Here is a 25,468-nt window from a genome sequence, read left to right as displayed (position 1 = left end):
CACGTTCATGGCCCGCGAGCGCGGGGAGCTCGACCGTTTCCTGCTGGAGTACCAGTTCGCCGTCGACGAGCTGCTGACCAAGGTGACCATCCTGCGCCGGGAGTTCATGCACCTGCGGCACTACAACCCGATCGAGCACGTCACCTCGCGGGTCAAGACGCCGGCAAGCATGCTGCAGAAGGCGCTGCGCAAGGGCGTGCCCGCCGATCTGCGCAGCATCCGCGAGCAGCTCACCGACATCGCGGGGATCAGGATCACCTGCAGCTTCATCGCCGACACCTACCTGGTGCTGGAGACGCTGACCGCGCAGAGCGACGTCCGGGTGCTGGAGATCAAGGACTACATCGCCGACCCCAAGCCGAACGGCTACAAGAGCCTGCACGCCATCGTCGAGATCCCGGTCTTCCTCTCCACCGGCCCGGTGGACGTCAAGGTCGAGCTGCAGATCCGCACCGTGGCGATGGACTTCTGGGCCACGCTGGAGCACAAGATCTTCTACAAGTACGACGGCGCCGTCCCGGCCAGGATCATCGACGACCTGGCCGAGGCGGCGCGGGTGGCGGGCGAGCTGGACCGGCGGATGGAGGAGCTGCACGCCGAGGTGCACGGCGAGGATGCTGCGGAGTAGCGGTGTCGGTGCCCCGGGGTAGAACGGGGTCATGACCACTACCGGCACCCGTCTGCTCGACGTTCGCCGACTCTGGGCGGAGCCCGCGGCGCTGGCCAGCCCGCGCGGGCAGCAGGTGCGGGCGCGCTTCCCCGAGGCCGAGATCATCTCGGTCGACTCGCACTGGCGGATCGACCGGCTGCACGGCAACGAGGGCAATGTCGACCGGTGGATCCGGGTGAAGACCGAGGACCTGGTGCTCGGCGAGAAGAAGTCGCTCACCGCACGGCCCAACGGCCGCTCCGCGGACTGGATCGCGCCCTCCACCTCGAACGGCTGCGCCATGGCCTGCGCCTACTGCTACGTCCCGCGGCGCAAGGGCTACGCCAACCCGATCACGGTCTTCACCAATATCGAGCGCATCATCGGCTACCTGGAGCGGCACGTGCGCAGGCAGGGGCCGAAGCCGGAGCCGAACCAGTGCGACCCGCACGCCTGGGTCTACGACCTCGGCGAGAACAGCGACTGCTCGGTGGACGCCCTGGTCAGCGCCAATGTCGCCGACCTGATCGCCGCCTTCCGCGGCTGGCCGACGGCGAAGGCCTCGTTCGCCACCAAGTACGTCAACCGCGAGCTGCTCGCGCTCGACCCGCGCGGCCGCACCCGCATCCGCTTCTCGCTCATGCCCGAGGCCGACGCCAAGCTGCTCGACCTGCGCACCTCGCCGATCCGGGAGCGGATCGCCGCCATCGACGACTTCGTCGCCGCCGGGTACGAGGTGCACGTGAACTTCTCGCCGGTGGTGCTGCGCGCGGGCTGGGAGCGGGACTGGGCGGAGCTGCTGGAGCAGCTCGCCGACGGCACCGGCCCCGCCTTCAAGGCACAGGCCGCCACCGAGATCATCATGCTCACCCACAACGAGCAGCTGCACGAGGTCAACCTCGGCTGGCACCCGAAGGCCGAGGAGCTGCTCTGGCGGCCCGCGGCGCAGCAGGCCAAGCGCTCGAACGGCGGGATGTGGAACGTGCGCTACCGCACCGACCTCAAGGCCGCCGGGGTCGCGGCGCTGACCGAGCTGATCGCCGCCCGCACGCCGTGGCTCACGGTGCGCTACGCGTTCTGAGTGAGCGCGCGCACCGCGGCGAGGAAGTCGTCGATATCGGGCTCCCGGTGCGCGAACGAGGTGACCAGCCGGACGATGCCCGGCTCCCAGCGGTCGGCGTAGAAGGCGTAGCCGCGCTCGCGCAGCCCGGCGGTGAGCGCCGCCGGGAAGTGGCAGAACAGGATATTGGCGCCGAGCTCGCCCGCGACCCGCACGCCGGGCGCCGCCGCCAGCCCGGCGCGCAGCCGCTCGGCCATGGCATTGGCGTGCGCGGCGAGCCGCAGCCACAGCCCGTCCTCGAGGTAGGCGCCGAGCTGCGCGGTCTGGAACCGCATCTTGGCGGTGAGCTGGCCGCCGCGCTTGTGCCGGAAGGCGAGCTCGGCGGCGAGCGCCGGATCGAAGCAGACGATGGCGTCGGCGGTCATGGTGCCGTTCTTGGTGGCGCCGAAGGAGAGCACGTCGACGCCGCTGCGCCAGGTCAGCTCGGCGGGGGTGGTGCCGAGCGCGGCGAGCGCGTTGGCGAACCTGGCGCCGTCCATGTGCACGCGCAGCCCGGCCTCCCGCGCGATGCCGGTCAGCGCGCGCAGCTCGGCCACGGTGTAGACGCTGCCGGTCTCGGTGGCCTGGGTGACGCTGAGCACCGAGGGCTGCACGCTGTGCAGGTCGCCGCGCTTGCGCCCGGCCGCGGGGCGCAGCAACCCGGGGTCGATCTTCGAGTGCGCGCCGCCGACCGGCACGATCTTCGCGCCGCCGGTGAAGAACTCCGGGGCGCCCGCCTCGTCGTTGTCGATGTGCGCGTCCGGGTGCGCCAGCACGCTGCCCCACGGCGGGGTGAGCGCGGCCAGCGCGATGCCGTTCGCGGCCGAGCCGGAGCTGACCGGGAAGACCGCGACCGGCCGCTCGAACAGCTCCGCGAACCGCCGGTACACCGCCTGCGAGAGCGGGTCGTTGCCGTACGGCACCGCGGGCCCGGCCGCGGCCGCGGCCACCGCGGCCAGCACCTCCGGCGCCGCGCCCGCGGCATTGTCGCTGAGGTAGCCGCGCAGGAGCTGCTCGGAGGCGGTCATCGGAGCCTTTCCGTCGGGGACGCCGGACGTTTGCCGGTTTGATCCTCGCCCATCAGGACATCCCGCGCTCAGCCGAGGGAGCAGGAGCGGGTGGATGGATTCAGGACAGCCGGACCGACCCGCGGGCGCCGCCGCCCAGCTCGCCGCGCTGCTCACCCGCCGCACCGGCGTCCCGGTCGAGGTTGGCGCCGCGGAGCCGGGCGCAGGGCGGACGGTGCGCTGGGTGGACGGCCCGACCGCCGCGCAGATGGCGGAGCTCGTCGCCGAGCTGCGCGAGGACCAGCTGCTGCACCCCGGCGAGCTGAGCTACGCGCACCGCCCGAGCAGCCACGGCCGGGCCGTCACGGTCCTGCTCTGGCTGGACGAAGCGCCCGAGCGCGCCGGGCTGCACGAGGCGGTGGTGGCGGATCGCGCCGAGCGCGACATCGGTTGCCCCGAGCTCGCCGAGCACCTGTGGCAGCGCCGGGCCGCGGCGCTGCTCGGCCTCGGCCCCGGCGGGCAGCGGTTCACCCTGACCGCGCTGCGGCTGCTGCTCGAGGTGGCGCGCACCAGCGGCTGGCCCGCCGCGCTCGCGTGGCTCGACGCCCGCGCGAGCGCGCCGCGGAGCAGGCTGCGCATCGTGCGCTGAACCCGTTCGCGCCGAACGGGTGCCGCGCCACGCCTGCGCTCCCGGTCCTTGACGCGGCCGAGGTGACCGGCAACACTACTGACCGGTAATCGGACGGGTCTGTCCGGTTGGGGAAGCCGCGCCGCTCGGGCGCGCCTCGATGCAGAGGACGGCAACGTGGGAACCGGTCGAGTGACTCTCGCGGTGGCAGCGGCCGCCGCCGCGGTGACGGTACTGGCGGGCGGGGCGGTGGCGCCGGTCGCGAGCGCCGCCCCGGACAACAGCTTCTTCACCGACAGCGGGCAGGCGCCGCTCTCGTCCTCCGCGCCGGGCACGGTGCTGGCCAGCCGGGTACTGCCCTACCACCTGGTCGGCGTTGCCACGCCGCTGACCGCGGTGCAGATCCGCTACCGCAGCACCGACGCGCAGGGCAGGCCGAGCGCCAACGTCACCTCGGTGCTGCTGCCCGCGGGCGGCGTCGACCCGACGCGGGTCGTCCTCTACGGCTCGGCGTACGACTCGCTGAACCCGGAGCACAGCCCGTCCCGCGCCATCGCGGGCAATCTCGGCAGCCTCGGCGGCGCCATCGCCGACTCCGAGGGCGCGGTCATGGGGCTGTTCCTCGCGCAGGGGTTCACGGTGATCGTTCCGGACACCGAGGGGCAGTCGGCGAACTTCGCCGCGGGCCCGGAGTACGGGATGAACACCCTGGACGCCATCCGCGCCGCGACCACCACCGCCGCCACCGGGCTCAACCCGCGGTCCCGGGTCGGGCTCTTCGGCTACTCCGGCGGCGCCATCGCCACCAACTGGGCGGCGGCGCTGGCCCCGGAGTACGCGCCGGAGGTGAACGCCGGCCTGGTCGGCGTCGCCGAGGGCGGCGTGCTGGTGAACCCGGCGCGCAACCTGCGCTACATCGACGGCAGCCTCGGCTGGGCCGGGGTGGCGGCCATGGCGATCATCGGAATCGCCCGCTCCTACGACATCGACTTCACGCCGTACCTGAACGACTACGGCGCGCAGATCGTCGCGCGGCTCTCGTCGGCCTCGATCACCGACGTGCTCTTCCAGTACCCGGGGCTGACCTGGGCGCAGATGACCAAGCCGGAGTTCGCCAACCCGAACAGCGTGCCGCCGTTCGTGGAGACGGTTGCCAAGATCAACCTCGGGCAGGCGCCGACCCCGACCGTTCCGATGTTCATCGGCCAGGGCGCCAACGGCATCCTGGAGGGCACCGACGGCACCGAACCGGGGGTCGGCCCCGGCGACGGCGTGATGATCGCGGGCGACGTGCGGGCGCTGGCGCGGCGGTACTGCGACACCGGCAACGGCACCATCACCTACCGCCAGTACGACGCGCTCAGCCACATCCCCGCGCTGCCCGCTTGGTCGCCGGAGGCGGTCACCTGGCTGCTCGACCGGTTCGCCGGGAAGCCCGCGCCGAACAACTGCGCGAGCATCGCGCCGGGCAACTCGCTCGCGCCCGAGCTCTGAGCGCTACTGGATGACGGCGCAGCCATCGACCGCGGAGATGGTGCAGGTGAGCTGGGCGAGCAGCCGCAGCACGGCGTCGATGGGGCTGGTCGGGACGGAGACGAAGTACAGCACGGCGAAATCCTCACTGCGGGTGAACGGTTGTCACCCTGTCCACCGGCGCGCGGCGGGCCGCCGTTACCCGCCGCGCCGCCCCGAAAAGCGTGGTCAGCAAGTGATCTTCGCGCGGGCGTATGCTGCCGCCTCCGGTACGTCGCACCGCAGCAGCGCGGCGTCCAGCCGCTCGCTCGGCCCCGCGGCGGCGAGCAGCACCACGATGGTTTCGCGGGCCGCGGGGTCCGGGGCGGGGAGCGCGAGCAGCTCCGCGAGGTAGCGCTCCGGCTCGGCGAGCTGGATGGCGCGCCGGGCGCAGGCGTGCACCCGGCGGGGGAGCTCGGCGCGGATCAGCTCGAGGTCGCTCACCAGCGCGTGGCCAGGCTGCTCCGGGTCCGGCCGCAGCGTCCACACCGGCTGCGGATCGCCGACCCCCGCGATCTCCCGCGCCGTCCCGCACCACGCGGTGTAGTCGCGCCAGGCATCGGGGACGGCGCCCGCGGCGAGCCCGAACCGGATCACCTGCTGCCCGTTCGTCCACGTCCGCACCACGCGGGTGCGCTCCACCACCGCCACCCCGCCGTGCTCGGCCCGCTCCCAGCGCGGCTCCGTCCCCGCGAACCCGTACGGCTCCAGCAACTTCCCGGTTGTCCGCCACAGGCGGCGCAGCGCCGAATCGGGTTTGACCATCGGGGAAGGGTAGCGGGCGGGGCCGACACGGAGCGCCGTCAGCGCCCGGAGGCGACCTCGGCCAGGTAGTGCTCCCGCTTCCCGGGCTGGATGTTCGCCCGCCCGGCGTCGCCGCCGTAGTGGGCGAGCACCCGGTGGTCCATGCACCGGCGCCAGAGCGGGGGGATCGCGGCGAGCACGATCATGCCCGCGTACCCGGCCGGGAGCTGCGGGGCGAGCTCGGTGCTGCGCAGGGTCTGGTAGCGGCGGCCGGGGTTGGCGTGGTGGTCGCTGTGGCGCTGCAGGTGGAACAGGAAGATATTGGTGACCAGGTGGTCGCTGTTCCAGCTGTCGCGGGGCGAGCAGCGGGCCCAGCGGCCGTCCGGGCGGCGCGCCCGCAGCAGGCCGTAGTGCTCGACGTAGTTCACCGTCTCCAGCAGCCCCGCGCCGATCACGGCCTGCAGCAGCAACCACGGCGTTATCTCCCAGCCGAAGCCCGCGATCAGCCCGCCGAAGAGCACCAGCGTCATGGCCCACGCCTGCAGGATGTGGTTGTGCGGGCTCCACCACCCCGACTCCAGGCGCGCCAGCCGCTCGCGCTCCAGCCGCAGCGCCGAGCGGAACCCGCCCGCCACCGCGCGCGGCAGGAAGGCGTACAGCGACTCGCCGAGCCGGGCGCTGGCCGGGTCCTCCGGGGTCGCCACCCGGACGTGGTGCCCGCGGTTGTGCTCGACGAAGAAGTGGCCGTACCCGGACTGGGCGAGCGCGACCTTGGCCAGCCACCGCTCCAGGTGCTCGGCGCGGTGCCCGAGCTCGTGCGCGGCATTGATCCCGATCCCGGAGACCAGCCCGAGCGTGGTCGCCAGCCCGATCTTGTCCCAGGTCCCGAGCTCGGAGCCGCCCCACATGGCGCAGGCGAGCAGCAGCCCGACCAGCTGGACCGGCAGGAAGAGGTAGGTGCACCAGCGGTAGTACCGGTCGGCGGAGAGCCGCTCGTAGTCCTCGTCGCGCGGGTTGCAGCCGTCCGCGCCGACCAGTACGTCGAGCAGCGGGATGGCGACCAGCACGATCACCGGGCCGATCCACCAGAACACCGGCATGCCGGTCCGGTAGACCAGCTGCGAGGGCAGCAGCGCCGAGGCGGGCGCGATCAGTCCGAGAACCCACAGGTACCGCTTCGGGTCGTAGCCCCGTTCCCTCGCCCACATCGTTCCCGCACCTCGTGCCACTTCGACCGCGGCTGCCGAGTCCGACCACCTCGCAACCGTCGTGTCCTGTGCATCGCGCGAACAGCCAGCAATGTTTCGGCAACGACACGCCGACAGAATGGGTACGTGTTCTAATCCACCAATGGTGGTGCAGGGCAGTGTGGATCCCGCTTTCGGCGCGGTCCGCGACATCTTCGCGGCGAATCTGGACGACGGCACGGACCTGGGTGGTTCGGTCGCGGTGTACGTGGGCGGCAGGCCGGTGGTCGACCTGTGGGGCGGGGTCGCGGACCGCAGGAGCGGCCGCCCCTGGGAGCGCGACACCCCGTGCGTGACCTTCTCCTGCACCAAGGCGCTGACCGCGACGGCGGCGCTGCGGGTGAGCGCCGAGACCGGCATCGACGTCTAGGCCCCGGTCGCGACCTGGTGGCCGGAGTTCGGCACCGAGGGCAAGGAGCACACCACGCTCGCCGACCTGCTCGCGCACCGCGCCGGGCTGCCCGCCTTCGACGCACCGGTCACCGTGGCCGAGGCCGCCGACCCCGCGGCCGCGGCGGCCAGGCTGGCGGGCCAGCGCCCGGTGTGGGAGCCGGGCACCGCGCACGGTTACCACGCGCTCACCTTCGGCTGGCTGGCCGGGGAGTTCGTCCGCAGGCAGACCGGCGCCCCGGTCGCCGACTACGTCCGCGCGCACCTCGGGCCGGAGCTGTACCTGGGCATACCCCCGGTCCCGCCCGCCCGCACCGCCCTCGCCGCACCCGCGGCGACCGCTGGACCCGCGGCGACGGCCGCAACGGCCGCGACCGCCGCGACGACCGCCGCGCTGCCGGGCGGCGCGGCCCGGCTGGCGCACGCCTACGCCGACCCCGACTCGCTGCTCATGCGCGGCTCCATGAACCCGCTCGCCACCTACTCCGACCCCGCGGTGCAGGCGGGCGGCTGGCCCGCCAGCGGGCTGCACACCACCGCCCGCGCGCTGGCGGGCTTCTACCGCGACCTCGTCGCGGGCACCCTGCTGCCGACGGAGGTGCTGCGCGCGGCGACCGCCGAGCAGGTCCGCGGCCCGGACGCGGTGCTGGTGCTGGAGAGCGCCTTCGGCCTCGGCTACATGCTGCCCGCCCAGGCCATGCCGCTGCCCGCCCCGGCACGGGCGACCGCCTTCGGGCACCCGGGCTCGGGCGGCTCGCTCGGCGTCGCCGACCCGGAGCGCGAACTCGGCTTCGCCTTCGTCCCGAACCTGCGCCGCACCGGCCTGGACGGCGACACTCGCGCCCACGACCTGCTCGCCGCGGTCTACGCCGCGCTCTGAGAGTCAGGAACCGGCGCGCGCGGTCGCGATCACGGCCGCGTGCAGGTACCACCAGTCCCGCGGCTCGGTGGGGTTGAGCCCGGTGAGCTCGCCGACCCGGCGCAGTCGGTAGTCGAGGGTGTTCGGGTGTACGTGCAGCCGCTGCGCGGCGAGCTGCCGGTGCCGGTTCGCCTCGATGTAGACGCGCAGCGTGTGCAGTAGCTCGGGGTGCCGGGTGAGCGGGGCGAGCTGGGTGCGCAGCAGGTCGCGGCCGATGCCGGGCCGGGTGAGCTGGTACTCCAGCGCGAGTTCGTCGAAGCGGTACACCCCCGGCTCCAGCCCGAGCTGCTCGACGGTGTCCAGCAGCTCGTGCGCCTGCTTCGCGGCGGCGGCCACGGTCTCCGGGGTGGCGGTGAAGACGGTGGCGGTCAGCGGCACCTGCGCCGCCGCGGAGAGCAGCCCGACCAGCTCGTCGATCCCGGCGTCGGTGCAGCGGTCCGCGGGTACAAGCACCGTCCCGCCGTCCACCGAGAGCAGCGAGAGCGCCCGCTCGCCGAACCGCCCGGCCAGCGCGGACTGCAGCCTGCGCAGCTTGCGCCTGGCCACCACGGCCCGGTCCAGCCCCGGCCGGTGCTCGTCCCGGTGCGCCGGGACCGCGAGCGCGAGCGCGAAGTAGCCGGGCGCCAGCGGGATGCCGGACTCCCGCGCCATGGCCGAGCCGCCGTGCCCGGCGAGCAGCGCCGAGGTCAGTGTGTGCGCCGAGGTCTGGTGCCCGGCGGCGGCGCCGCGCAGCTCCCGGATGTAGACCTTGCTGACCGTGCAGCTGATCAGGTCGAGCAGCTCCACCACCGCCGTGGTGCCGGTGGTGATGTCGAACCCGGTCGCAGGCCCGGGGAAGAGCGCGTCCAGCCCGGCCCTGACCCCGCGGTGCACGGCCCGCAGCACGGTGTCGATGGGGACGCCGTCGCGCGCCCACTCGGCCGCGGCCGGCTCCAGCCGCTCGATCCGGCCGTCCGGCGCCCGCCCCTGCTCCAGCCGCTGGACCAGCCAGCCGAGGCAGGCCCTGACCACCGCGGTGAGGTCGGCGCCCGCGGGGGTGTGCGGCGCGCCCGCGCAGGCGATGCCGGAGCGCGCCAGCTGCGTGGCCAGGTCGCGGGTTATCCGGTGCAGCTCCTGGCGGGCAGGTGCGGTCGGGGAATTGCCCGGTCCGGTTTCCGGCCGGACGCTGCTCTCGGCCATCACGGAACCTCCTCGCGTCGAATCCGCCGCGCCGCCGGTTGTTCTCGACGAATACGGCGTTATCGAACGGTAATAGGCGCTTTCGCTCGCTTTCCACTCCGTTTCGCCGCGCCCACTATTCCCGCTGTGAACTGCGGTTACGCCGCTGAACGGCGGCGTTGGCGAGAGGGCATAGGCGGTGTTATCGCGGTGGTGCTCACTTTTCGGGTGTCCGGAATGGTCTCTCTCCGTGGGCATTCGGGCATTCTGTGGTCGGCCACCGCCCTTTCCGGGCGAACTTCGTGAGCATTCCAGTGCTGCCCCCTGACCCGGGTATTCGAGCCGGTTCCGACCGTAGCGTCAGCCCGCAGTCGCGCTCGGCGACGTCATCGGGAGAACGGTGCGGTTCTCGCAGAAAGGCTCGGTATGAAACGTCGTAGGTGTGGTCGGGTGGTTGGCTCGGCGGTGATGATGGTGGTCTCGGTGCTGGCGGTCGGGTTCACCGGGGTGGCTCAGGCGGAGCCGGTGGCGGCGGCGGACGAGCAGGCGCTCGCCGACTACATCGCGGCCGGGCGCACCGGTGCGCCGATCGCCGATTCGGGGAGCGCCTCGGGGTCGGCGTGCGACTCCGGGAGCGGCGCGGGGTCGGGGAACGGCTCGGGCGACTGCTACGGCGGCTCCGGGTCGAGCTCGGGCTCCTCCGGCGGGTACGCCAGTGACACCGTCGGTTTCGGGCCGGAGCAGTCGTCGTGGGTGGCGGCCTTCGGGTACGGCCTCGGCAACCCGGACGTGGCCCCGCCCGGGACCAACGACTGGAACTGCAAGCCGACCGCGGAGCACCCGCGCCCGGTGGTGCTGGTGCACGGCACCTGGATGAACGCCTACAACGGCTTCGCCTACATGTCCAAGCCGATCACCGACGCCGGGTTCTGCACCTTCACCTTCAACTACGGCCGGTCGAGCCTGATCGAGGGCGGCGGCCTCGGCGCGGTGCTGCCCGGCGTGATGGGCACCGGCTACATCCAGGACTCGGCGAAGCAGCTGGCAACCTTCGTGGACCGGGTGCTCGCGGCGACCGGCTCGGACGAGGTCGACCTGGTCGCGCACTCCCAGGGCGGCTCGATGGCGAACTGGTACACCAAGTTCGAGGGCGGCGCGGCCAAGGTCGACAAGCTGGTCACCTTCGGCGCCACGCACCACGGCACCAGCCTGATCGGGATCGGCGCGCTCGGCCGGGCGATCAACAACCTCGGCATCGACATCCTCGGCTTCATCGAGATCTTCGTCGGGCACGCCGGGATCCAGCAGACCATCGGCTCGGACTTCGTGAACAAGCTGAACGCGAACGGCGACACCGTCGCCGGGGTCGACTACACGGTCGTCGGGACCAGGTACGACGAGATCACCAACCCCTACGACCTGACGTTCCTGCAGGCGGGCCCCGGCGCGACGGTCCGCAACATCACGCTGCAGGACGGCTGCGAGCAGGATGTCTCCGACCACCTGACGGTGATGTACTCCCCGCGCGCGCTCTCCATCGTGCTGAATTCGCTGGACCCCCAGGCGAACCCGAGCCTGGTCTGCACCTTCAACCCGTGGCTGATCGGTGGCGGTGGCAAGCTCTGACCACCGGAAACGCACGGGAGCCCGGGGCACTGCGCCCCGGGCTCCCGTGTTCGATGGTCAGGCGACGGCGGGCTCGGCCAGCGCCTGCTCGCGCAGCGTGGCCAGCACCTTGGTGAGGATGCGGGAGACCTGCATCTGCGAGATGCCGAGCCGCTTGGCGATCTCCGACTGGGTGAGGTTGTCGCCGAAGCGCCACATCAGCACCTGCCGGTCGCGCTCGGGCAGCGCGGCCAGCAGCGGGCCGACGGTGATGGCGTCCTCCAGCAGGTTGTAGCCCGGGTCAGGGGCGGCGAAGGAGTCCAGCGCCGAGGTGGTGCCGGAGTCCTCGTCGCCGCCGCGCGGCTGCTCGATCGGCTCGGCGGCGTAGCCGTTGCGGGCGATCAGCGCCTGGGTGACCTCGACCAGATCGACGTCGAGGTGCGCGGCGATCTCCCGCGCGGTCGGCATCCGGTGCAGCCGGTGCGAGAGCGTCTCGATCGCGGGCGCCAGCCGCTGCTGCAGCTCCTTGGTCGCGCGCGGCACCCGGACCGCCCAGGTGCGGTCCCGGAAGTGCCTGCGCACCTCGCCCATGATGGTCGGCACCGCGAACCCGACGAACGAGGCGCCCACCGAGACGTCGAAGCGGTCGACGGCCTGCACCAGCCCGACCATGGCGACCTGCACCAGGTCGTCCGCGTTCTCGCCGCGCCCCGCGAACTTCATCGCGATGTGCTCGGCCAGCGGGAGCGCCGCGGTGATGATGTCCTCCCGCAGCCTGGCCCGAGCCGGGTCGCCCTCGGGTAGCGCGGCCAGCTCGGCGAAGCGCGGCTCGAGGTTCTCGTAGCCGCCTGTGCTGGTACGGCGGGCGACATCGCGGTAGGCGGTCATCGTCGTCGAGTTCATCGGGCACCTCTTCCGGCCGGGCAGGGCGAACGCACGTCCTAGCTGGTACCCGGACCCGTTGCCGCCAAACTGCTTCGGGCCGATTTTCCGCGCCGCCCCGCGCTACCCGGCCGCGGGATCACGTAGCGGACCACGTAGTCGCCCCGATGCCGGTCCACCCCTCCCTTCGGCACTGTGACGTGAGTCATACGTCGTCGATCGGAAGGACCACCCCATGACCATGACGGCAGCAGCGCCGCTGACCCGCGCCGACGAGTACCTGGCCAGGGCGCGCGAGGTAGCCAGGGTGATCGAGGCCGAGGCCGACGCCATCGAGGCGGGCGCGACCATCACGGGCACGGTGTTCCAGGCGCTCGCCGACGCCGAGCTCTTCTGGATCCTGGTGCCCGAGGAGTACGGCGGCGCCGGGCTGGACATCGTCGGCGCCTTCCGGGTGATCCAGGAGCTCTCCCGCGCCGACGGCTCCACCGGGTGGGCCTTCATGGCCAACTCGTGCAGCACCGCCGTCGCCGTCGGGTTCATGGACCAGGCAGGCGCGCGGGAGATGTTCGCGGGACCGGAGCGCGGCATCACCGCGGGGATGATCGTGCCGACCGGCAGCGCGGTCCGGGTGGACGGCGGCTACCGGGTGAGCGGCTGCTTCCAGTTCGCCAGCGGCTCGGCGCACGCCTCCTGGATCGGCGCGGGCTTCGTGGTGCACGACGCCGACGGCAACCCCGTCGTCGGCCCGGACGGGCAGCCGGACTGCCGGATCGGCTTCCTGCCGCGCGCGGAGATCGAGTTCCTCGGCAACTGGAGCGTCATGGGCATGGTCGGCACCGGTTCCTACGACTACCGGGTGGACGACCGCTTCGTGCCGGACAGGTTCGTAATGGAGACCTTCTCCACCGTGCCGACCCGCCCGGAGCCGGTCTACGAGCTCGGGCTGCTCGGCATCGGCGTCGGCGGGCACGCGCCGGTCGCGCTCGGGCTGGCCGAGCGCGCGCTGCAGGAGATCGCGGGCATCGTCGCGACCAAGCAGCGGCCGGGCTACGCCACGCCGGTCGGCGAATCCGACCTGTTCCGGCTGGACTTCGCGCGGCACGAGGCGCTCTTCCGGGCGGCGAGCGCCTACGTCTACGAGGTGTACGGCGCGGCGCAGGCCGCCGCCGCGGCGGGTGAGCCGATCACCGACGAGCTGCGCGCCCGCATGCGCCAGACCGCGACCTGGGCCCAGGAGGTCGCGGGCGACGTGGTGATGTTCGCGCACCGCTGGGCGGGCAGCGCCACCGTGCGCAACCCCAGCGCGCTCGGCCGCTGCGTGCGCGATGCCGCCGTCGCCACCCAGCACGCCCTGGTCGACCGGATGACCCTGGTCGAGGCCGCGCAGGCCATCGTCCCCGGCTACCTCCGCTGAACTCCGAACCCTTCGAAAGGACCACATTCATGAGCACGCTCGACGGCAAGGTCGCCCTGGTCACCGGAGCCGCCCGCGGCCAGGGGCGCTCGCACGCCATCCGGCTGGCGGAGGCGGGCGCCGATGTCATCGCGGTGGACATCTGCGCCGACATCGCCAGCACCGAGTACCGCGGCGCCACCAGGGAGGAGCTGGAGGAGACCGCGAACTTCGTCGCCGAGACCGGGCAGCGGGCGCACACCGCCGTCGCCGACGTCCGGGACCTGGCCGCGCTGGAGCGCGCCGTCGCCGACGGCGTCGCGGAGCTGGGCAGGCTGGACATCGTGGTGGCCAACGCGGGCATCTTCTCCTCGGCGCCGCTGCACGAGCTCACCGAGGCGCAGTGGGACGAGATGATCGACGTCAACCTGAGCGGGGTGTGGAAGACGCTGCGCGCCGTCGTCCCGCAGCTCATCGCGCAGGGCGAGGGCGGGTCGATCGTGCTGATCAGCTCGACCGGCGGGCTGCAGGGCTTCCCGAACTTCGCGCACTACGTGGCGGCCAAGCACGGGGTGACCGGGCTGGCCCGCACCGCCGCCAACGAGCTCGGCGCGCACGGGATCCGGTGCAACTCCGTGCACCCGACCTCGGTGCTCACCGACATGATCGACCATGAGGCCATGTACCGGCTCTTCCGGCCGGATCTCGCGCAGCCGACGCGGGCCGACTTCCGGGAGGCGTGCCAGTCCGGGATGAACCTGCTGCCGACGCCGTGGCTGGAGCCGGGGGACATCTCCGACGCGGTGGTGTGGCTGGCCTCGGACGCGGCGCGCTTCGTCACCGGCATCGCGCTGCCGATCGACGCAGGCGCGCTGGCCAAGGTGTGAACCGCCGGGGTGCCCCGCAACTCAGCGGGGCACCCCCGCTGCGGCCAGCTCGACCCGGCGGCGCAGCCCCAGTTTGCGCAGCAGGTGCTCGACGTGCCCCTCGACCGTGCGGGTCGAGAGCACCAGCTTCTCCGCGATCTGCCGGTTGGTGAGCCCCTCGGCCACCCACGCCGCCACCTCGCGCTCGCGCGGGGTGAGCCGGTCGCGCTCGGCGGCGGCCGGAGCCGGAGCCGGTTCGGCGGCGCCGAACTCCAGCAGCTCGGTCAGCGACATGGCGCTCCCCTTGACCCCGGCCCGCTCGAAGGCCTGCTCCCCGACCCGGCCGCGCGCGGTCTCGATCGCCCGCTCGCGCAGCGCGATCCAGCTCTCCGAGCCGTAGAGCTGCTGCCCGATCGACCCCCAGCTGGCCGAGGTGGCCCCGAGCAGCACCGCCGCGGTCGCCGCCGAATCCCGCGCCGCCGCGCCGCTCTCCCGCGCCGCCGCGGCGGAGAGCCCGGCCAGCGCCCAGCCGAGCAACTCGGCAAGCAGCGTGGTGCCGAGCACGTCGCCGAACCGGCGCTGGATCCGCAGCCCGCGCAGCGCGTGCTCGCGGGCGGCCGACCAGTCGCCGCCGCGCAGCGCCACCAGCCCGAGCCCGTAGATGGCGTAGGAGTGGAACCAGTGCTCGCCCACCGCAGTGGTCTCGGCGTGCACCGCCGCGAATTCGTCGCGCGCCCGGTCGATCTCGCCGGTGGCGCTGTAGAGCATCCCGCGGTGGATGCGGAGCATGGTCACCAGGTCCGGCGGCGAGCCGCAGGCCGCGTACCCGGCCCGCGCCTCGGCCATGCTCGCCGCGGCGGCGTCGAGCTCGCCCGCGAACAGCTCGCGCAGCCCGCGCAGGTGGGTGAGGAGCGCGGCGTCGCCGTGCTCGCGGGCCCGGTGCAGCGTGTACCCGGCGGCGTCCCGGTCGCCCTGCAGCACCTGCACCAGCGCCAGCACCGCGAGCGCCCTTGCCCTGGCGGCGGGGTCGATGCCGGGCAGGTCGACCAGCCTGGTCAGCCACATGCGGTGCTCGCGCACCGAGATGCCGCAGGCCCACAGGTACAGCGACGCCCCGAGCGCCGCCGCCGCGTGCCCGGTGGCCACCGGGTCGCCCGGGTCGGAGAGCGCGGATTCCAGCGCGGCGCGGATGTTCCCGCGGTTCCGCTCCACCGCGGCGACGTGCCGCAGCTGGTCCGGGCCGTACCAACCCGCCGCGGTGGCGCGGACCACCTCGGCGCACCACCCGGCCAGCCTGCCGCGCAGCTCGTCGCGTTCCGGCGCGGTGAGCCGGTCGTGGCCGTACTCCCTGATCGCCTCCAGCATTCGGAACCGCACCCCGCCGCCGTGCTCCTCGCGGCGCACGATCGACTTCGCCACCAGCGCCGCGGTGGTGTCCATGATCAGCGCGGCGGGCAGCCGGTCGTCCGCGCAGACCCGCACCGCCGCGGCCAGCTCGAAGCCGTCGGTGAAGACCGAGAGCCGGGTCCAGAGCAGCCGCTCCGGCCCGGTGCAGAGCTCGTAGCTCCAGTCGATGGCGGCGGGCAGGCTGCGGTGCCGCGGCGCCCTGGCCCTGGCGCCCGCGGTGAGCACCGAGAGCCGGTGCTCCAGCAGCCCGGAGAGGTCGCCGAGCGAGAGCACGGTGAGCCGGGCGCAGGCCAGCTCGATGGCGAGCGGCAGCCCGTCCAGGCGGTCGCAGATCCGCTCGATCTCGCCGATGTTCTCGTCGGTCACCCGGAAGCCGGAGAGCACCTCGGCGGCGCGCGAGCCGAAGAGCTCGACCGCGCCCGCGTGCGTCGGCAGCGGCGGCAGGTCGAAGACGTACTCGCCGGGGATCGCCAGGTACTCCCTGGTGGTGCTGAGCACCCGCAGCCCGGAGGTGGCCTCCAGCAGCCGGGCCACCAGGGCGGCGGTGGCGTCGACGACGTGCTCGCAGTTGTCGAGCACCAGCAGCATGCGGCGGTTGCGCAGGTACTCGATCAGCACCTGCTCCGGCGAGCGGTGGTGCGCGTCCCTGTTGTCCAGCGCCAGCCCGTCGCACACCACCTGGGCCAGCAGCTCCGGGGTGCGGATGGCGGCGAACTCGACGAAGCGCACGCCGTCCGGGAAGGCGCGGCGGAACTCGTACGCGGCCTGGATGGAGAGCCGGGTCTTCCCGATCCCGCCCGGCCCGACGATGCTCACCAGCCGGTGCTCGCCGAGCAGCCCGCGCAGCTCGCGCAGCTCCGCGCGCCTGCCGACGAAGGTGGTCGCCGGGGTCGGCACGCCCGCCGCGATGTGCTGCGAATCCCGCTTGGCCGCCTCGAGTTCGGCCCGGATCTCGGTGACCGTGCGCGCCAGCATGGTGCGCGACCTGGTCCAGCCGATGCGCCGGGAGATCTCCGCGATGCCGATGCCGGGGGCGGCCACCAGCAGGTCGCGGACCGCGGCGTCGATGTCGTCGGTGACCCGCCCGGAGCGGCGGCGGTGGTCGTCCGGCGGGGTGTCCATGGCGAGCGCCCGCCGCACGGTGTTGCGGGACATGCCGAGCCGGGCGGCGATTCCCTTGATCGACTCGCCGTCCCGATGGCAGCGCTGGATCTCCGACCATTCGTCGACGTTCATGTCCCTCCATCTCTCCGGTGAGATGTGGATCACTGTCCAATGCCGTACGGACCCGCCGCAACCAGGGGGGTCAGGATGTGTCATCGAGTGCGCGACGGTGTGCCCCCGACCGGCTGCGCACCCGTCCGACCAGGCCGGGGCGGTGGTGCGGGGCGCGCGGCCGGATCACGTAGTCGAACGGTTACGGTCCGGCGCAACGCCCCGGCACAGTGATCGGCACCACATCGGCTACCACCCCGAGGAGCGAACATGACGACGAAGAACGCCGAGGCGCTGCGGGCCGCGTTCGCCGCCGCGGACGCGGGCGACCCCACCCTGCTGGTCGCGCTCTACGACGACGACATGACCTGGGCGGGCTTCACCCTCGACGGCACCCAGCGGCTCTACACCAAGGGCGAGTTCCTCGAGGCCTTCGGCGTGCTGGCGAAGCTGGACGAGGCGCGCAACGAGGTGCTCGAGGTGAAGGTCGTCGGCGACGAGCTCGTCGTCGCCGACGTGCGCGCCTACCGCAGGCTCGGCGATACCGAACTCGACATCACCATGGTCATGACGCACCGCTTCGTGGACGGCAGGGTCACGCACGGCACCGATATCGTCCCCTCGTCCTTCGAGCGGTTCTGGGCCACCACCGGCCTGGCGGGTTCGTGACCGCCGCGCTGGTCGGCCGGGCCCCCACCGCGCTCGCCGTACTGCGCCGGGGCGGGGTGGTGCTCGTCGTCGACGACCTGCGCGGTACCGGCTCCGACCTGGTGACGCTGGCGTCTGCGGCGTCCGGCCGCACCGTCGCGGGGATGATCCGGCACGGCTCCGGTCTGCTCTGCACCACCGTCGACGCCGCCCGCTGCGACCGCCTCGAGCTGCCGCCGGTGAACTGGCGCGACCCCGGCGGCAACTGGTACGCGGGCGCCATGCGGGTCTCGGTGGACGCCACCGCGGGCATCACCACCGGCATCTCCGCGCACGACCGCGCCGCCACCGCGCGGGTGCTCGCCGACCCCGACGCCACTCCGGACGCCCTGCGCAGGCCGGGCCACGTCATCCCGGTACTGGCCGAGCCCGGCGACGCCAACCGCCCGGCCCTGCTGGCCGAGCTCGCAGCGCGCTGCGGCCGGCCCGGCGCCGCGGTGCTCTTCTGCGCCGCCGAGGCCGAACCCGCCGCGCTGCCGGTGCTGCGCCTCGGCGACATCCCCCGCTGAGCGATCGGGACTATCCGGTCAAAACCCCCGCTGAGCAGGCATGCGGCAAATCGGACAGCTGTCGGGGCGGCTGTCTCGCCGGGCCGCCCGCCCGGCATACTCGGGACAACTCGGCCCGATTGGAGCAGGCATGGACACGACCACCGCCGCACCCTCCGACAAGCTCGACCGCGACGTGATCGTCACCGGCCTGGTCATCGTCGCGGGAATGATCATGGTGGTGCTCGACACCACGATCGTGAACGTGGCACTGGACGCGCTCAGCACCGAGCTCGGCGCCCCGCTCTCCACCACCCAGTGGGTCGTCACCGGCTACCTGCTCGCCGTCGCCCTGGTCATCCCGCTCACCGGCTGGGCCATGGACCGCTTCGGCCCCAAGCCGACCTGGCTCACGGCGGTCACGCTGTTCGTGCTCGGCTCCGCGCTCTGCGCCACCGCGTGGTCGGTCGAGAGCCTGGTCTTCTTCCGGGTGCTGCAGGGGCTCGGCGGCGGCATGCTGCTCCCCGCGGGCCAGGCCATCATCACCAGGGCCGCCGGGCCGAACCGGCTCGGCCGGGCCATGAGCATCATCGGCGTCCCCATGCTGCTCGGCCCGGTCCTCGGTCCCGTGCTCGGCGGGCTGCTCGTGGAGTACACCGGCTGGCACTGGATCTTCCTGGTGAACGTCCCGGTCGGCGCGCTCGCCATCGCGCTCGCGGTGTGGAAGCTGCCGTCCGGCGACGCGCTGCCCGACCCGGGCAGGCTCGACCTGCGCGGGCTGGTGCTGCTCTCCGGCAGCCTGGTCTGCCTGCTCTACGGCCTCTCCGAGGCCGCGTCGCACGGCGGCTTCGGGGCGTGGGGCGTTCTCGGCTGGCTGCTCGCCGGCGCCGTCGGCCTCGCGCTCTACACCTGGCACAGCCTGAACCGCGGCTCCGCCTCCATCGTCGATGTCCGGCTGCTCGGCAACCGGCTCTTCGCGGGCGCCACCTTCGCGGTGTTCCTGGTGGCGATCGGGCTCTTCGGCGGCATGCTGCTGCTCCCGCTCTACTACCAGACCGTGCGCGGCGAGGGCGCGCTCGGCGCCGGGCTGCTGCTCGCCCCGCAGGGGCTGGGCGCGATCGTGGCCATGGTGGTCGGCGGCAGGCTGGTCGACCGGATCGGCGCCGGGTACGTGGTCCCGGTCGGCGTCGTGCTCGCGCTGATCGGCACCTTCCCCTTCACCCAGGTCGGCACCGACACCTCGTATGTGTGGCTGAGCGTGGCGCTCTTCGTCCGCGGCATGGGCCTCGGCTCGGTCATGATGCCGACCATGGCCGCCGCCTACTCGAGCCTGGACCGCGACATCGTCTCCCGCGCGGCCCCGACGCTCTCCGCCATCCAGCAGGTCGGCGCATCGCTCGGCAGTGCCCTGCTGGTCACCGCGCTGACCCAGCGCCTCACCGAGCAGTTGAGTTCCCGGGGGATCAACGCCCCCGGCGGCGGCGCCGACCAGATCAGCACGATCCCCCCGGAGGCGCTCCCGATCATCGGCCCGCTGCTCGCCAATGCCTTCGGCTTCGCCTTCTGGGTCGCCTTCGCCCTCACCGCGGTCATCTTCCTGCCCGCGCTGTTCCTGCCGCGCCACCGCACCGGGGCCGCCCCGGAGGCGGCACCGGGGCTGTGATCCGCGCCGCGGCAGCGGTATTCCCGGTTACCGTGAAAGGCGCCGCCGCACCCGCGGGGTGACCGGGAGGTGCGGGGTGATGGGGGAACCGCAGCAGTGGATCGTCCCGGTGACGGCGGCGCTGGTCGTGTTCTCCGCGTCGGCGTTGGCGTGCCCGCACCCGTGTGCCGGTCGCGGCCGGGTCGCGCACGGGGTGCTGTGCGCGGCGATGGCCGCCATGCTGATCCCGGCCCACGACCCGCTGGGCCCACTGCCGTGGGCGGTCGCGCTCGGCGGGCTCGGGTTGTGGCTGGCCGACACGCCGGTCCCGCTCGCGCGGCGGCTGCCGGTGATCGCGGACGTGCTGGTGATGGTGGTGCTGCTGCTGACGGCGCCCGGCGCGGCGGCTGCTCCCGGTGCGGCCCATCAGCACTCCGGGGGAGCGGGTCCGGCGTGGCTCTCGCTGCCGATCGTGGCGCTCATCGCCTGGGCCTGGGTCCGGCTGTACGTATGGCGTGCGGGCCGCGGCGCCCTGCCCGCCGCTCGATCCGCCGCAGGCACCCTCGCGCACCTCGCGATGACAGCGGCGATGCTGCTCATGGGGCTGACCCACATCGCGCACCGGTGAACGGTGATCAGCCGGCGAAATCGGGGCACAGGTTGGTCGTGGCGGCGCTCACGAAGAGCGTGCCCTGGTCGAAGTGGTAGGCCTGCTCGACCGCGCTGATCTCGTCCAGCACCGAGACCCCGGCCCGCAGGTTCCCGCAGGCCAGGTAGCCGGCGGCGACCATGTCGTCGGCCGAGCGGCCCGGCAGGGTGGCGTTGTTGATGCCGATCTCCTCCAGGAAGGAGGTCTCGGCGGGGCCGATGTCGGCCGACGCGGTGGCGATGCCGCCGCCGAGCGCGGCGAAGGCGAGGGCGGAGGCAACGGCGAAGGTGCGGAGGCGGTGACGGGTGGTGACCATGATGGCGTCCTCGGTGTCGAGCTGGAGTGGTGGTGCCCTCAATGATTCCGCCGCCGAGCACGCCGGAGAACCCACCCCAGGGTTGGAGCGGGCACCCCCCACGGTGCGGGGAGCAGCCCTCCCGGCCGAAGCCGCGCTCACGCCTCGGTGGCAGGCCCCACCCGCCGGTGCTTGGCCCCGCGGGTGAACGCGCCGGACCCGTACGGCGCGAACTCCACATCCGGGTCGGTGACCGCGCCGAGTTCCCGGCGCAGCACCCGGTACTCGCTGTTCGCCCCGGAGAGCGCCGCGACCACCGCCGCCGAGATCCGCTCGGCCAGAACAGGATCGGCGGTCGCGCCCGGCCGCAGCTCGACCTGCAGCCGCAACCGCTGGTGCTGCCCGTCGCGGACGGTGGCGAGCACGAACTTGCCGGTGACCGTCGCGCCGAAGCCGGGCTGGTCCACGGCGGCCTGCACCGGGTCGGGGTAGATATTGGCGCCGTACAGGATGGTCGCCACATCGGTGCGGCCGGAGATGGCGAGGTACCTGGCGTCCCGGCGCACCGCCGCGGCCAGGTCGGCGTGGCCGGTGGCGGTGAGCACCGCGGCGAGCTCGTCCCCGCTGCGGGCGGTGCCGCGGTCGTCGACCCGGTAGCGGACCATCGGCAGCGTCCCGTCCACCGTGAAGAGCAGGTGGTCGGGCTCGACCTCGATGTAGCAGGAGCGCGGGTCGTACTCGACGAGCGTCGGCTGCGGCGCGGGCGCCTCCGACTTGCCGGGGCCGGCGCCGAACACGGCCGCGGAGAGCTCGGGGTTGCCGCGCGCCGCCCGGCGGACGGCGATGGTGAGCGCGGTCTCGTTGCCGACGAAGCCGATCTCCGACGCCCCGTACACGGCGACCACCCGCTCCGGGCTGTCCCTCCGGCCGAGCCGCTCCAGCACGTGGTCCCGGTAGTCCTCGCTGGTGGGTTCGCCGCCGACCAGCAGCCGGATGTCCTGCCGGAGCGCGGCCTCCGGCGCCTGGTCGAGCAGGTCGCGCACGTACGGCGGGTACCCGGCGAGCACGATGCGGTCGAAGAACGGGCCGAGCGTCGCCAGCGCGTCCCCGGCCGACGGCAGATCGACGCCGGGGGTGATGACGGTGATCCGGTGCCCGCGGGCGCGCAACCCGAGCAGGGCGAGCAGTGCGTAGGTGCCGCCGGTCCAGGTGCCCATGGCGAAGCAGACGATCACCAGCGTCTGCTTCCGGTCGGTGCCGAACTGCGAGCGGAACAGCGCGTCGAAGTGCTGCTCGGCCACGGCGAACGACTTCGGCCCGCGCGGCCAGTAGGTCGCGGTCCCGGACGCCCCCGAGCTCGCCACCAGCATCGAGGTGGCGTCGACGCTTTCGCTCAGCGGCCACGTCGTCGCCACGTCCGCCTTGGTCATCGGCGGCACCGCCGCGAAATCGGTGACCGCGTCGGCGCGCACGCCATACGCGGCGAGGAAGGCCGCGTAGCCGGGGGCGCCGCTCGCCCGCCGGAAGGTCGCGAACGCCGTGTCGAGACCGGGCCGGGTCCCCGCCGAGGCCACCGTGCGGGCGGGACCGTTCTCCGTCGTTGTCATGGCCTACCTCCGTGCCGGAATACGTTGCACGGCGAGCCTGCGCGCGCAGCCCGGCCCGGACACCGCGGCCTGGAGACTGCTGAACACTGCTGAACAGCAGTGCTGTTCAGGACGGCGGCCCGGCTCCGTCCGCGTCGGCGAGCAGCCCGCGGAGGCAGAGCCGCTCCACGGTCGCCGCCACCTCGGCGGGCACCGCCCGCGGATCGCGCAGGCTGAGGATCAGCACATTGTTCACCAGCGTGGTGGCGATCGTCGCCGCAGGGACGTCGTCGACGATCTCGTGCTTCTCCTGCGCAGACTCGATCGCCGCCACGATCAGCCCGGGAAAGTCGAGCGCGGTGAGCACCCGCGTCACCGTGCTCGGCGACTGGAACCGCTCCACGCTGATGATCAGCGTCATCGCCTCGACCAGCGTCCGGTGCGCGCCGATCAGCTCGGCCAGACCGGTGAGGTACCGGCGCAGCACGTCGGCGCTCGGCCGGTAGCGGGCGTCGCTCTCGGTGCGCTTCGCGAGCCGGCCGAAGGCGGTGGCGAGGCCGGCCACGACTATATCGGGGGTGGTCGGGAACAGCGTGTCGACCAGCGCGGGCGCCACCTCGGCGGAGGTCGCGATCTGGGTGCGGGTCGTGCTGAAGTACCCGCGCTCGGCGAATTCCGCGGTGGCGGCGCTGATGATCGCGTGCTCCGGGTCGTCCGGCAGCGAGTCGGAGCCGGTCGACCGGAAACCGCCGACCGCCTTCTCCGCCAGCGCGGCCATCGTGTCGTCGATGTGCCCGTGCGTCTGGTCGGGGTCGAGGACCGAGGCGAAGAGCGCGACGGCGGCGTGGCCGAAGAGGTCGTCGGGGACGGCCTCCGGATCGAAGCGCGCCCGGAGCGCGAGCCCCTCGCCGAGCGCGGTCATCACCACCGCCAGCATCTCGACGGTGAACGGCTGGCGCAGGCTCGCGCCCCACCGCTGCATCGCCTCGGTGTGCACCCGCTCGGAGATGGTCGTGAGCCGGGCGTACTCGTCGCGGACGGCGGCCGTGGCCGCGGGGTCCCCGCCCGCGGCGGCGGCGACCACGAGGCGGAGCTGGGTGGCCGGATCGGTGCGGATCTGCTCCAGGTTCCACTCGCACAGGCCGCGGATCACCGTGCGCGGATCGCCGCCGCTCGCCCGGGTGCGGCGGCCGACCTCGTCGTCGATGGCCTCGGCCGTCCGCCGCGTCCCCGCCATCACGGTGCGCAGCAGCTCCCGCAGGTACAGCTCCTTGCCGCCACCGCCGCCCGTCCGGCGCGGGTAGGTGGTCGAGAAGGTCTGCTTGGAGAGCTGCGCGCGCGGGGTGACGTGGCGGTCGATGACGAGCCCGTCGGCGAGCAGGTTCAGATCACCCGCCGCCAGCGCTTCCCGGCCCGCCTGCAGGAAGCGCTGGCGGGCGGAGAGGTGCCGCTCCGGCATGGTCGGTTCTCCCGGTCTGGTCGGGTGCCGCGGGCCGATCCCGGCCCGCCGCTTGACTTTCGAGTCAACGAGCGCAAGATCGTAGTTCGGAAGTGGTCGCCGGGGCAAGGCTGCCTGCCATGGTCACCGGGGTGGCTTCCGTGATCGAATTCGGCCATGTCGACTGCCGGTACGTGTCCCGCGCCCAGTGGCCCGTGTCACGGCGCGGTCGGCTCCAATTCCGATACCGATCGGTGTGATTCGTGCGGCGGCGCAATCGACTCCGCGCGTCCGCGCGCCAGGCACGCCCGCCTCGCGGCCGCTGTGGTGGGCGCGTCCTACCGCTCCGCCGTCTGGCGACTCCGCCTGGACAACGTCGACTTCTCGAACACGCTGGCCGTTGGCGACGGAGCGGCTCGCTTCGCGGCCACCCTGCGCCCCGAGGGCTGCTACGTCACGGCCATCGATCCGCACTCCACCACCCCGGACGTGCGGCGCTGCGGCCTGGAGGATCTGATCGACGCGCCGGGCCGCTACACCGCGATCGTCTACTGGCACGGGCTCGAGCGCACGCCGCGACCCTCGGGTGAGATCCGGATGGCGACGCATCTGCTGCGGCCGGGTGGCTCGCTGATCGTCTCGATCCCGGATCCGGACAGCGTGCAGGCGCGCGTCCTCGGAGCGCGGTGGTTGGGCAGGCATCGGCCGGGGGAGCGGCACCACCTCTCCCGACGCTCGCTCGCGGCACTGCTGCGCGACAACGGCCTGCGTGTCCGCACCTCCGGCGTTTCCGGCGGTGTCACCGTGCTGGGCTGGGTCGACGGCATGGTGCAGCTCGGGGTCGGCCTCCGGGTGCGGCACGCCTGGGTCAGGACCGGTTCGCGGTATCGGCTCGGCAGGCTGCTCACCCTCCTGGTGCTGCCGGTCGCGGCCGCCGCCGCGGCACTCGAGGCCGTGCTCGGCCGGACGGGTGCGTGCACGGCGGTGGCGGTACGGGAATCCGCGTGATGTCGGCCGGGTCCGCGGGCGGCGTCGCCCGAGGGTGACGCGGCCGTGCTGAGCGGAGCCGCGTGCGGCGGATTTCAGCGAACGATCGCCGGGGCGGCGATCGGGTGTGGGGCGCGGACTCAGCTCGCTGCCGCCAGCACCTTCCACACCCGCTTGGGCCGCGCCCGAGACTGCGGCGCCGCGTACCCGAGCCGCCGCCGTGCCTCGTGAAAACTGATCCGCAGCAGATCCGTCAGCAGCTCCGCGGTGTCCCGGTAGCCGGTGTCCGCGGCGAGGCCGCGTCGCTCCGCTTCGGCGACCGCCGCCCGCATGGCGGCATCCAGCTGCCGCCTGCGGCGCTCGGTCTCGACGAGGGTGCGGAGCAGGTCGACATCGGCCAACTCGGACCATCCGGGTGCCGGGACCTGCGGCGTCGGCGCAGTCGCTTGCTTGGTCACCCGCGTAGCGTACCGCACCTTAGAACGTATGTTCGATAACTCTTCGAGTACGAATGGCCTGCCTCAGGCCGCGGCGTCGCTCGCCCACCGGCGCAGGCGGGCCCGCTGCCGCGGCAGCGTCCGCTGATCGGCCACCTCGAACGCGTGGGCCGTGTCCGCCAGGTTCACCGCGTTCGCCTCGAAGACCTCGATGAGCCCGCCGAGCGTGGTGAAGCAGCTGTCCCGGTTCGCCAGGTACCCCTTCTCGCCGTCGGCGAACTGATGCCCGGGCTTGTCGTCACCCCAGGGCTCGCCGCGGCTGTTGCACGCCTGCTCGAGGGTTTCGAGCAGGATCCGGGTCGCCGCGGCGACCTCTTCGAATTGCCGTGCGGCGCGGCGCACTCCGTCGGGGTCGATCTCCACGGACTGGCTCATCGTGCTGGTCCTCTCGAATCCGGTGCCGCAGCGCCGCTTTTCGTCCGACAACCATGGTGCCGGCCAGAGTTCATCTTGG

The 25,468-nt window shown here is 73.1% G+C and carries 23 protein-coding genes and 1 pseudogene; 13 read left to right on the top strand and 11 right to left on the bottom strand.

Features of this window, described 5'->3' with window-relative positions:
* Positions 1 to 7 precede the first annotated feature (7 nt).
* Positions 8 to 628, top strand: a complete 621-nt coding sequence (locus tag ACFUUZ_RS04915) for a GTP pyrophosphokinase family protein (protein ID WP_378692630.1) — start codon at positions 8 to 10, stop codon at positions 626 to 628.
* Between the two features lie 31 nt (positions 629 to 659).
* Entirely contained in the window at positions 660 to 1,730 is a 1,071-nt protein-coding gene (locus ACFUUZ_RS04910) for a spore photoproduct lyase family protein (protein ID WP_378692598.1), read from the top strand.
* Here ACFUUZ_RS04910 and ACFUUZ_RS04905 read toward each other — a convergent pair.
* On the bottom strand, positions 1,718 to 2,776 hold the full coding sequence (locus tag ACFUUZ_RS04905; protein ID WP_378692597.1) for a threonine aldolase family protein: 1,059 nt from the start codon (positions 2,774 to 2,776) through the stop codon (positions 1,718 to 1,720). The two genes, ACFUUZ_RS04910 and ACFUUZ_RS04905, sit on opposite strands and share 13 nt — an antisense overlap.
* A 94-nt stretch (positions 2,777 to 2,870) precedes the next feature.
* On the opposite strand from ACFUUZ_RS04905, the gene ACFUUZ_RS04900 reads away from it, so the two are divergent.
* Positions 2,871 to 3,404, top strand: coding sequence for a hypothetical protein (locus tag ACFUUZ_RS04900; RefSeq protein ID WP_378692595.1), 534 nt, complete (start codon positions 2,871 to 2,873; stop codon positions 3,402 to 3,404).
* A gap of 156 nt (positions 3,405 to 3,560) precedes the next feature.
* Positions 3,561 to 4,877 carry a lipase family protein gene (locus tag ACFUUZ_RS04895; RefSeq protein ID WP_378692593.1) on the top strand — a complete coding sequence of 439 codons (1,317 nt, stop codon included), beginning with the start codon at positions 3,561 to 3,563 and terminating at the stop codon, positions 4,875 to 4,877.
* 207 nt (positions 4,878 to 5,084) lie between these two features.
* Here ACFUUZ_RS04895 and ACFUUZ_RS04890 read toward each other — a convergent pair whose 3' ends face one another.
* A complete protein-coding gene (locus ACFUUZ_RS04890) occupies positions 5,085 to 5,660 on the bottom strand; it encodes a hypothetical protein (RefSeq protein WP_378692591.1) in 576 nt (191 codons plus the stop codon).
* Positions 5,661 to 5,698: 38 nt separating this feature from the next.
* Positions 5,699 to 6,847 (bottom strand): alkane 1-monooxygenase, encoded by a 1,149-nt coding sequence (locus tag ACFUUZ_RS04885; RefSeq protein WP_378692589.1) that lies wholly within the window; start codon positions 6,845 to 6,847, stop codon positions 5,699 to 5,701.
* A gap of 91 nt (positions 6,848 to 6,938) precedes the next feature.
* Here ACFUUZ_RS04885 and ACFUUZ_RS04880 point away from each other — a divergent pair.
* A pseudogene (locus tag ACFUUZ_RS04880) lies at positions 6,939 to 8,156 on the top strand (serine hydrolase domain-containing protein).
* Between the two features lie 3 nt (positions 8,157 to 8,159).
* On the opposite strand, the gene ACFUUZ_RS04875 reads toward ACFUUZ_RS04880, so the two are convergent.
* Positions 8,160 to 9,374, bottom strand: coding sequence for a PucR family transcriptional regulator (locus ACFUUZ_RS04875; protein WP_378692588.1), 1,215 nt, complete (start codon positions 9,372 to 9,374; stop codon positions 8,160 to 8,162).
* A 447-nt stretch (positions 9,375 to 9,821) separates the two neighbouring features.
* Between ACFUUZ_RS04875 and ACFUUZ_RS04870 the strand changes: the two genes are divergently transcribed.
* The gene (locus tag ACFUUZ_RS04870) at positions 9,822 to 10,979 is read left to right on the top strand and encodes an esterase/lipase family protein (RefSeq protein WP_378692628.1); all 1,158 of its coding nucleotides are present in this window, start codon (positions 9,822 to 9,824) and stop codon (positions 10,977 to 10,979) included.
* A gap of 57 nt (positions 10,980 to 11,036) precedes the next feature.
* Here the strand turns inward: ACFUUZ_RS04870 and ACFUUZ_RS04865 are convergent, their stop codons facing one another.
* On the bottom strand, positions 11,037 to 11,861 hold the full coding sequence (locus tag ACFUUZ_RS04865; protein WP_378692586.1) for a SigB/SigF/SigG family RNA polymerase sigma factor: 825 nt from the start codon (positions 11,859 to 11,861) through the stop codon (positions 11,037 to 11,039).
* Between the two features lie 214 nt (positions 11,862 to 12,075).
* On the opposite strand from ACFUUZ_RS04865, the gene ACFUUZ_RS04860 reads away from it, so the two are divergent.
* Both ACFUUZ_RS04860 and ACFUUZ_RS04855 read left to right on the top strand, forming a co-directional pair.
* The gene (locus ACFUUZ_RS04860; RefSeq protein ID WP_378692584.1) at positions 12,076 to 13,257 is read left to right on the top strand and encodes an acyl-CoA dehydrogenase family protein; all 1,182 of its coding nucleotides are present in this window, start codon (positions 12,076 to 12,078) and stop codon (positions 13,255 to 13,257) included.
* Positions 13,258 to 13,286: 29 nt separating this feature from the next.
* Positions 13,287 to 14,123, top strand: a complete 837-nt coding sequence (locus ACFUUZ_RS04855) for a mycofactocin-coupled SDR family oxidoreductase (protein ID WP_378692583.1) — start codon at positions 13,287 to 13,289, stop codon at positions 14,121 to 14,123.
* 21 nt (positions 14,124 to 14,144) lie between these two features.
* On the opposite strand, the gene ACFUUZ_RS04850 is transcribed toward ACFUUZ_RS04855, so the two are convergent.
* Positions 14,145 to 16,745 (bottom strand): ATP-binding protein, encoded by a 2,601-nt coding sequence (locus ACFUUZ_RS04850; protein ID WP_378692581.1) that lies wholly within the window; start codon positions 16,743 to 16,745, stop codon positions 14,145 to 14,147.
* Positions 16,746 to 16,994: 249 nt separating this feature from the next.
* Here ACFUUZ_RS04850 and ACFUUZ_RS04845 point away from each other — a divergent pair, with 249 nt between their 5' ends.
* From ACFUUZ_RS04845 to ACFUUZ_RS04830, 4 genes are all read left to right on the top strand, one after another.
* On the top strand, positions 16,995 to 17,393 hold the full coding sequence (locus tag ACFUUZ_RS04845) for a nuclear transport factor 2 family protein (RefSeq protein ID WP_378692579.1): 399 nt from the start codon (positions 16,995 to 16,997) through the stop codon (positions 17,391 to 17,393).
* The gene (locus tag ACFUUZ_RS04840; RefSeq protein WP_378692577.1) at positions 17,390 to 17,941 is read left to right on the top strand and encodes a 3,4-dihydroxy-2-butanone-4-phosphate synthase; all 552 of its coding nucleotides are present in this window, start codon (positions 17,390 to 17,392) and stop codon (positions 17,939 to 17,941) included. The genes ACFUUZ_RS04845 and ACFUUZ_RS04840 overlap by 4 nt, the downstream gene beginning before the upstream one ends.
* Before the next feature lie 130 nt (positions 17,942 to 18,071).
* Entirely contained in the window at positions 18,072 to 19,583 is a 1,512-nt protein-coding gene (locus ACFUUZ_RS04835) for a DHA2 family efflux MFS transporter permease subunit (RefSeq protein ID WP_378692576.1), read from the top strand.
* Between the two features lie 79 nt (positions 19,584 to 19,662).
* Positions 19,663 to 20,190: a DUF5134 domain-containing protein gene (locus ACFUUZ_RS04830; RefSeq protein WP_378692574.1), complete on the top strand. Its 528-nt coding sequence runs from the start codon at positions 19,663 to 19,665 to the stop codon at positions 20,188 to 20,190.
* 7 nt (positions 20,191 to 20,197) lie between these two features.
* Here the strand turns inward: ACFUUZ_RS04830 and ACFUUZ_RS04825 are convergent, their stop codons facing one another.
* From ACFUUZ_RS04825 to ACFUUZ_RS04815, 3 genes are all read right to left on the bottom strand, one after another.
* Positions 20,198 to 20,527 carry a DUF732 domain-containing protein gene (locus ACFUUZ_RS04825; RefSeq protein WP_378692572.1) on the bottom strand — a complete coding sequence of 110 codons (330 nt, stop codon included), beginning with the start codon at positions 20,525 to 20,527 and terminating at the stop codon, positions 20,198 to 20,200.
* A gap of 137 nt (positions 20,528 to 20,664) precedes the next feature.
* Positions 20,665 to 22,113: a phenylacetate--CoA ligase family protein gene (locus ACFUUZ_RS04820; protein WP_378692571.1), complete on the bottom strand. Its 1,449-nt coding sequence runs from the start codon at positions 22,111 to 22,113 to the stop codon at positions 20,665 to 20,667.
* Positions 22,114 to 22,219: 106 nt separating this feature from the next.
* Positions 22,220 to 23,551: a TetR/AcrR family transcriptional regulator gene (locus tag ACFUUZ_RS04815; protein WP_378692569.1), complete on the bottom strand. Its 1,332-nt coding sequence runs from the start codon at positions 23,549 to 23,551 to the stop codon at positions 22,220 to 22,222.
* 306 nt (positions 23,552 to 23,857) lie between these two features.
* Between ACFUUZ_RS04815 and ACFUUZ_RS04810 the strand changes: the two genes are divergently transcribed.
* Complete coding sequence (locus ACFUUZ_RS04810) at positions 23,858 to 24,538, top strand: class I SAM-dependent methyltransferase (protein ID WP_378692567.1); 681 nt, start codon at positions 23,858 to 23,860, stop codon at positions 24,536 to 24,538.
* Between the two features lie 119 nt (positions 24,539 to 24,657).
* Here the strand turns inward: ACFUUZ_RS04810 and ACFUUZ_RS04805 are convergent, their stop codons facing one another.
* Both ACFUUZ_RS04805 and ACFUUZ_RS04800 read right to left on the bottom strand, forming a co-directional pair.
* Entirely contained in the window at positions 24,658 to 24,975 is a 318-nt protein-coding gene (locus ACFUUZ_RS04805; RefSeq protein ID WP_378692565.1) for a DUF222 domain-containing protein, read from the bottom strand.
* A gap of 63 nt (positions 24,976 to 25,038) precedes the next feature.
* Positions 25,039 to 25,389: a hypothetical protein gene (locus tag ACFUUZ_RS04800; protein ID WP_378692564.1), complete on the bottom strand. Its 351-nt coding sequence runs from the start codon at positions 25,387 to 25,389 to the stop codon at positions 25,039 to 25,041.
* Between the last annotated feature and the right edge of the window lie 79 nt (positions 25,390 to 25,468).

The organism is Nocardia sp. NPDC057353 (assembly GCF_042667085.1).
Lineage (GTDB): Bacteria > Actinomycetota > Actinomycetes > Mycobacteriales > Mycobacteriaceae > Nocardia.
This window is presented reverse-complemented; position numbering and strand designations above follow the sequence as displayed.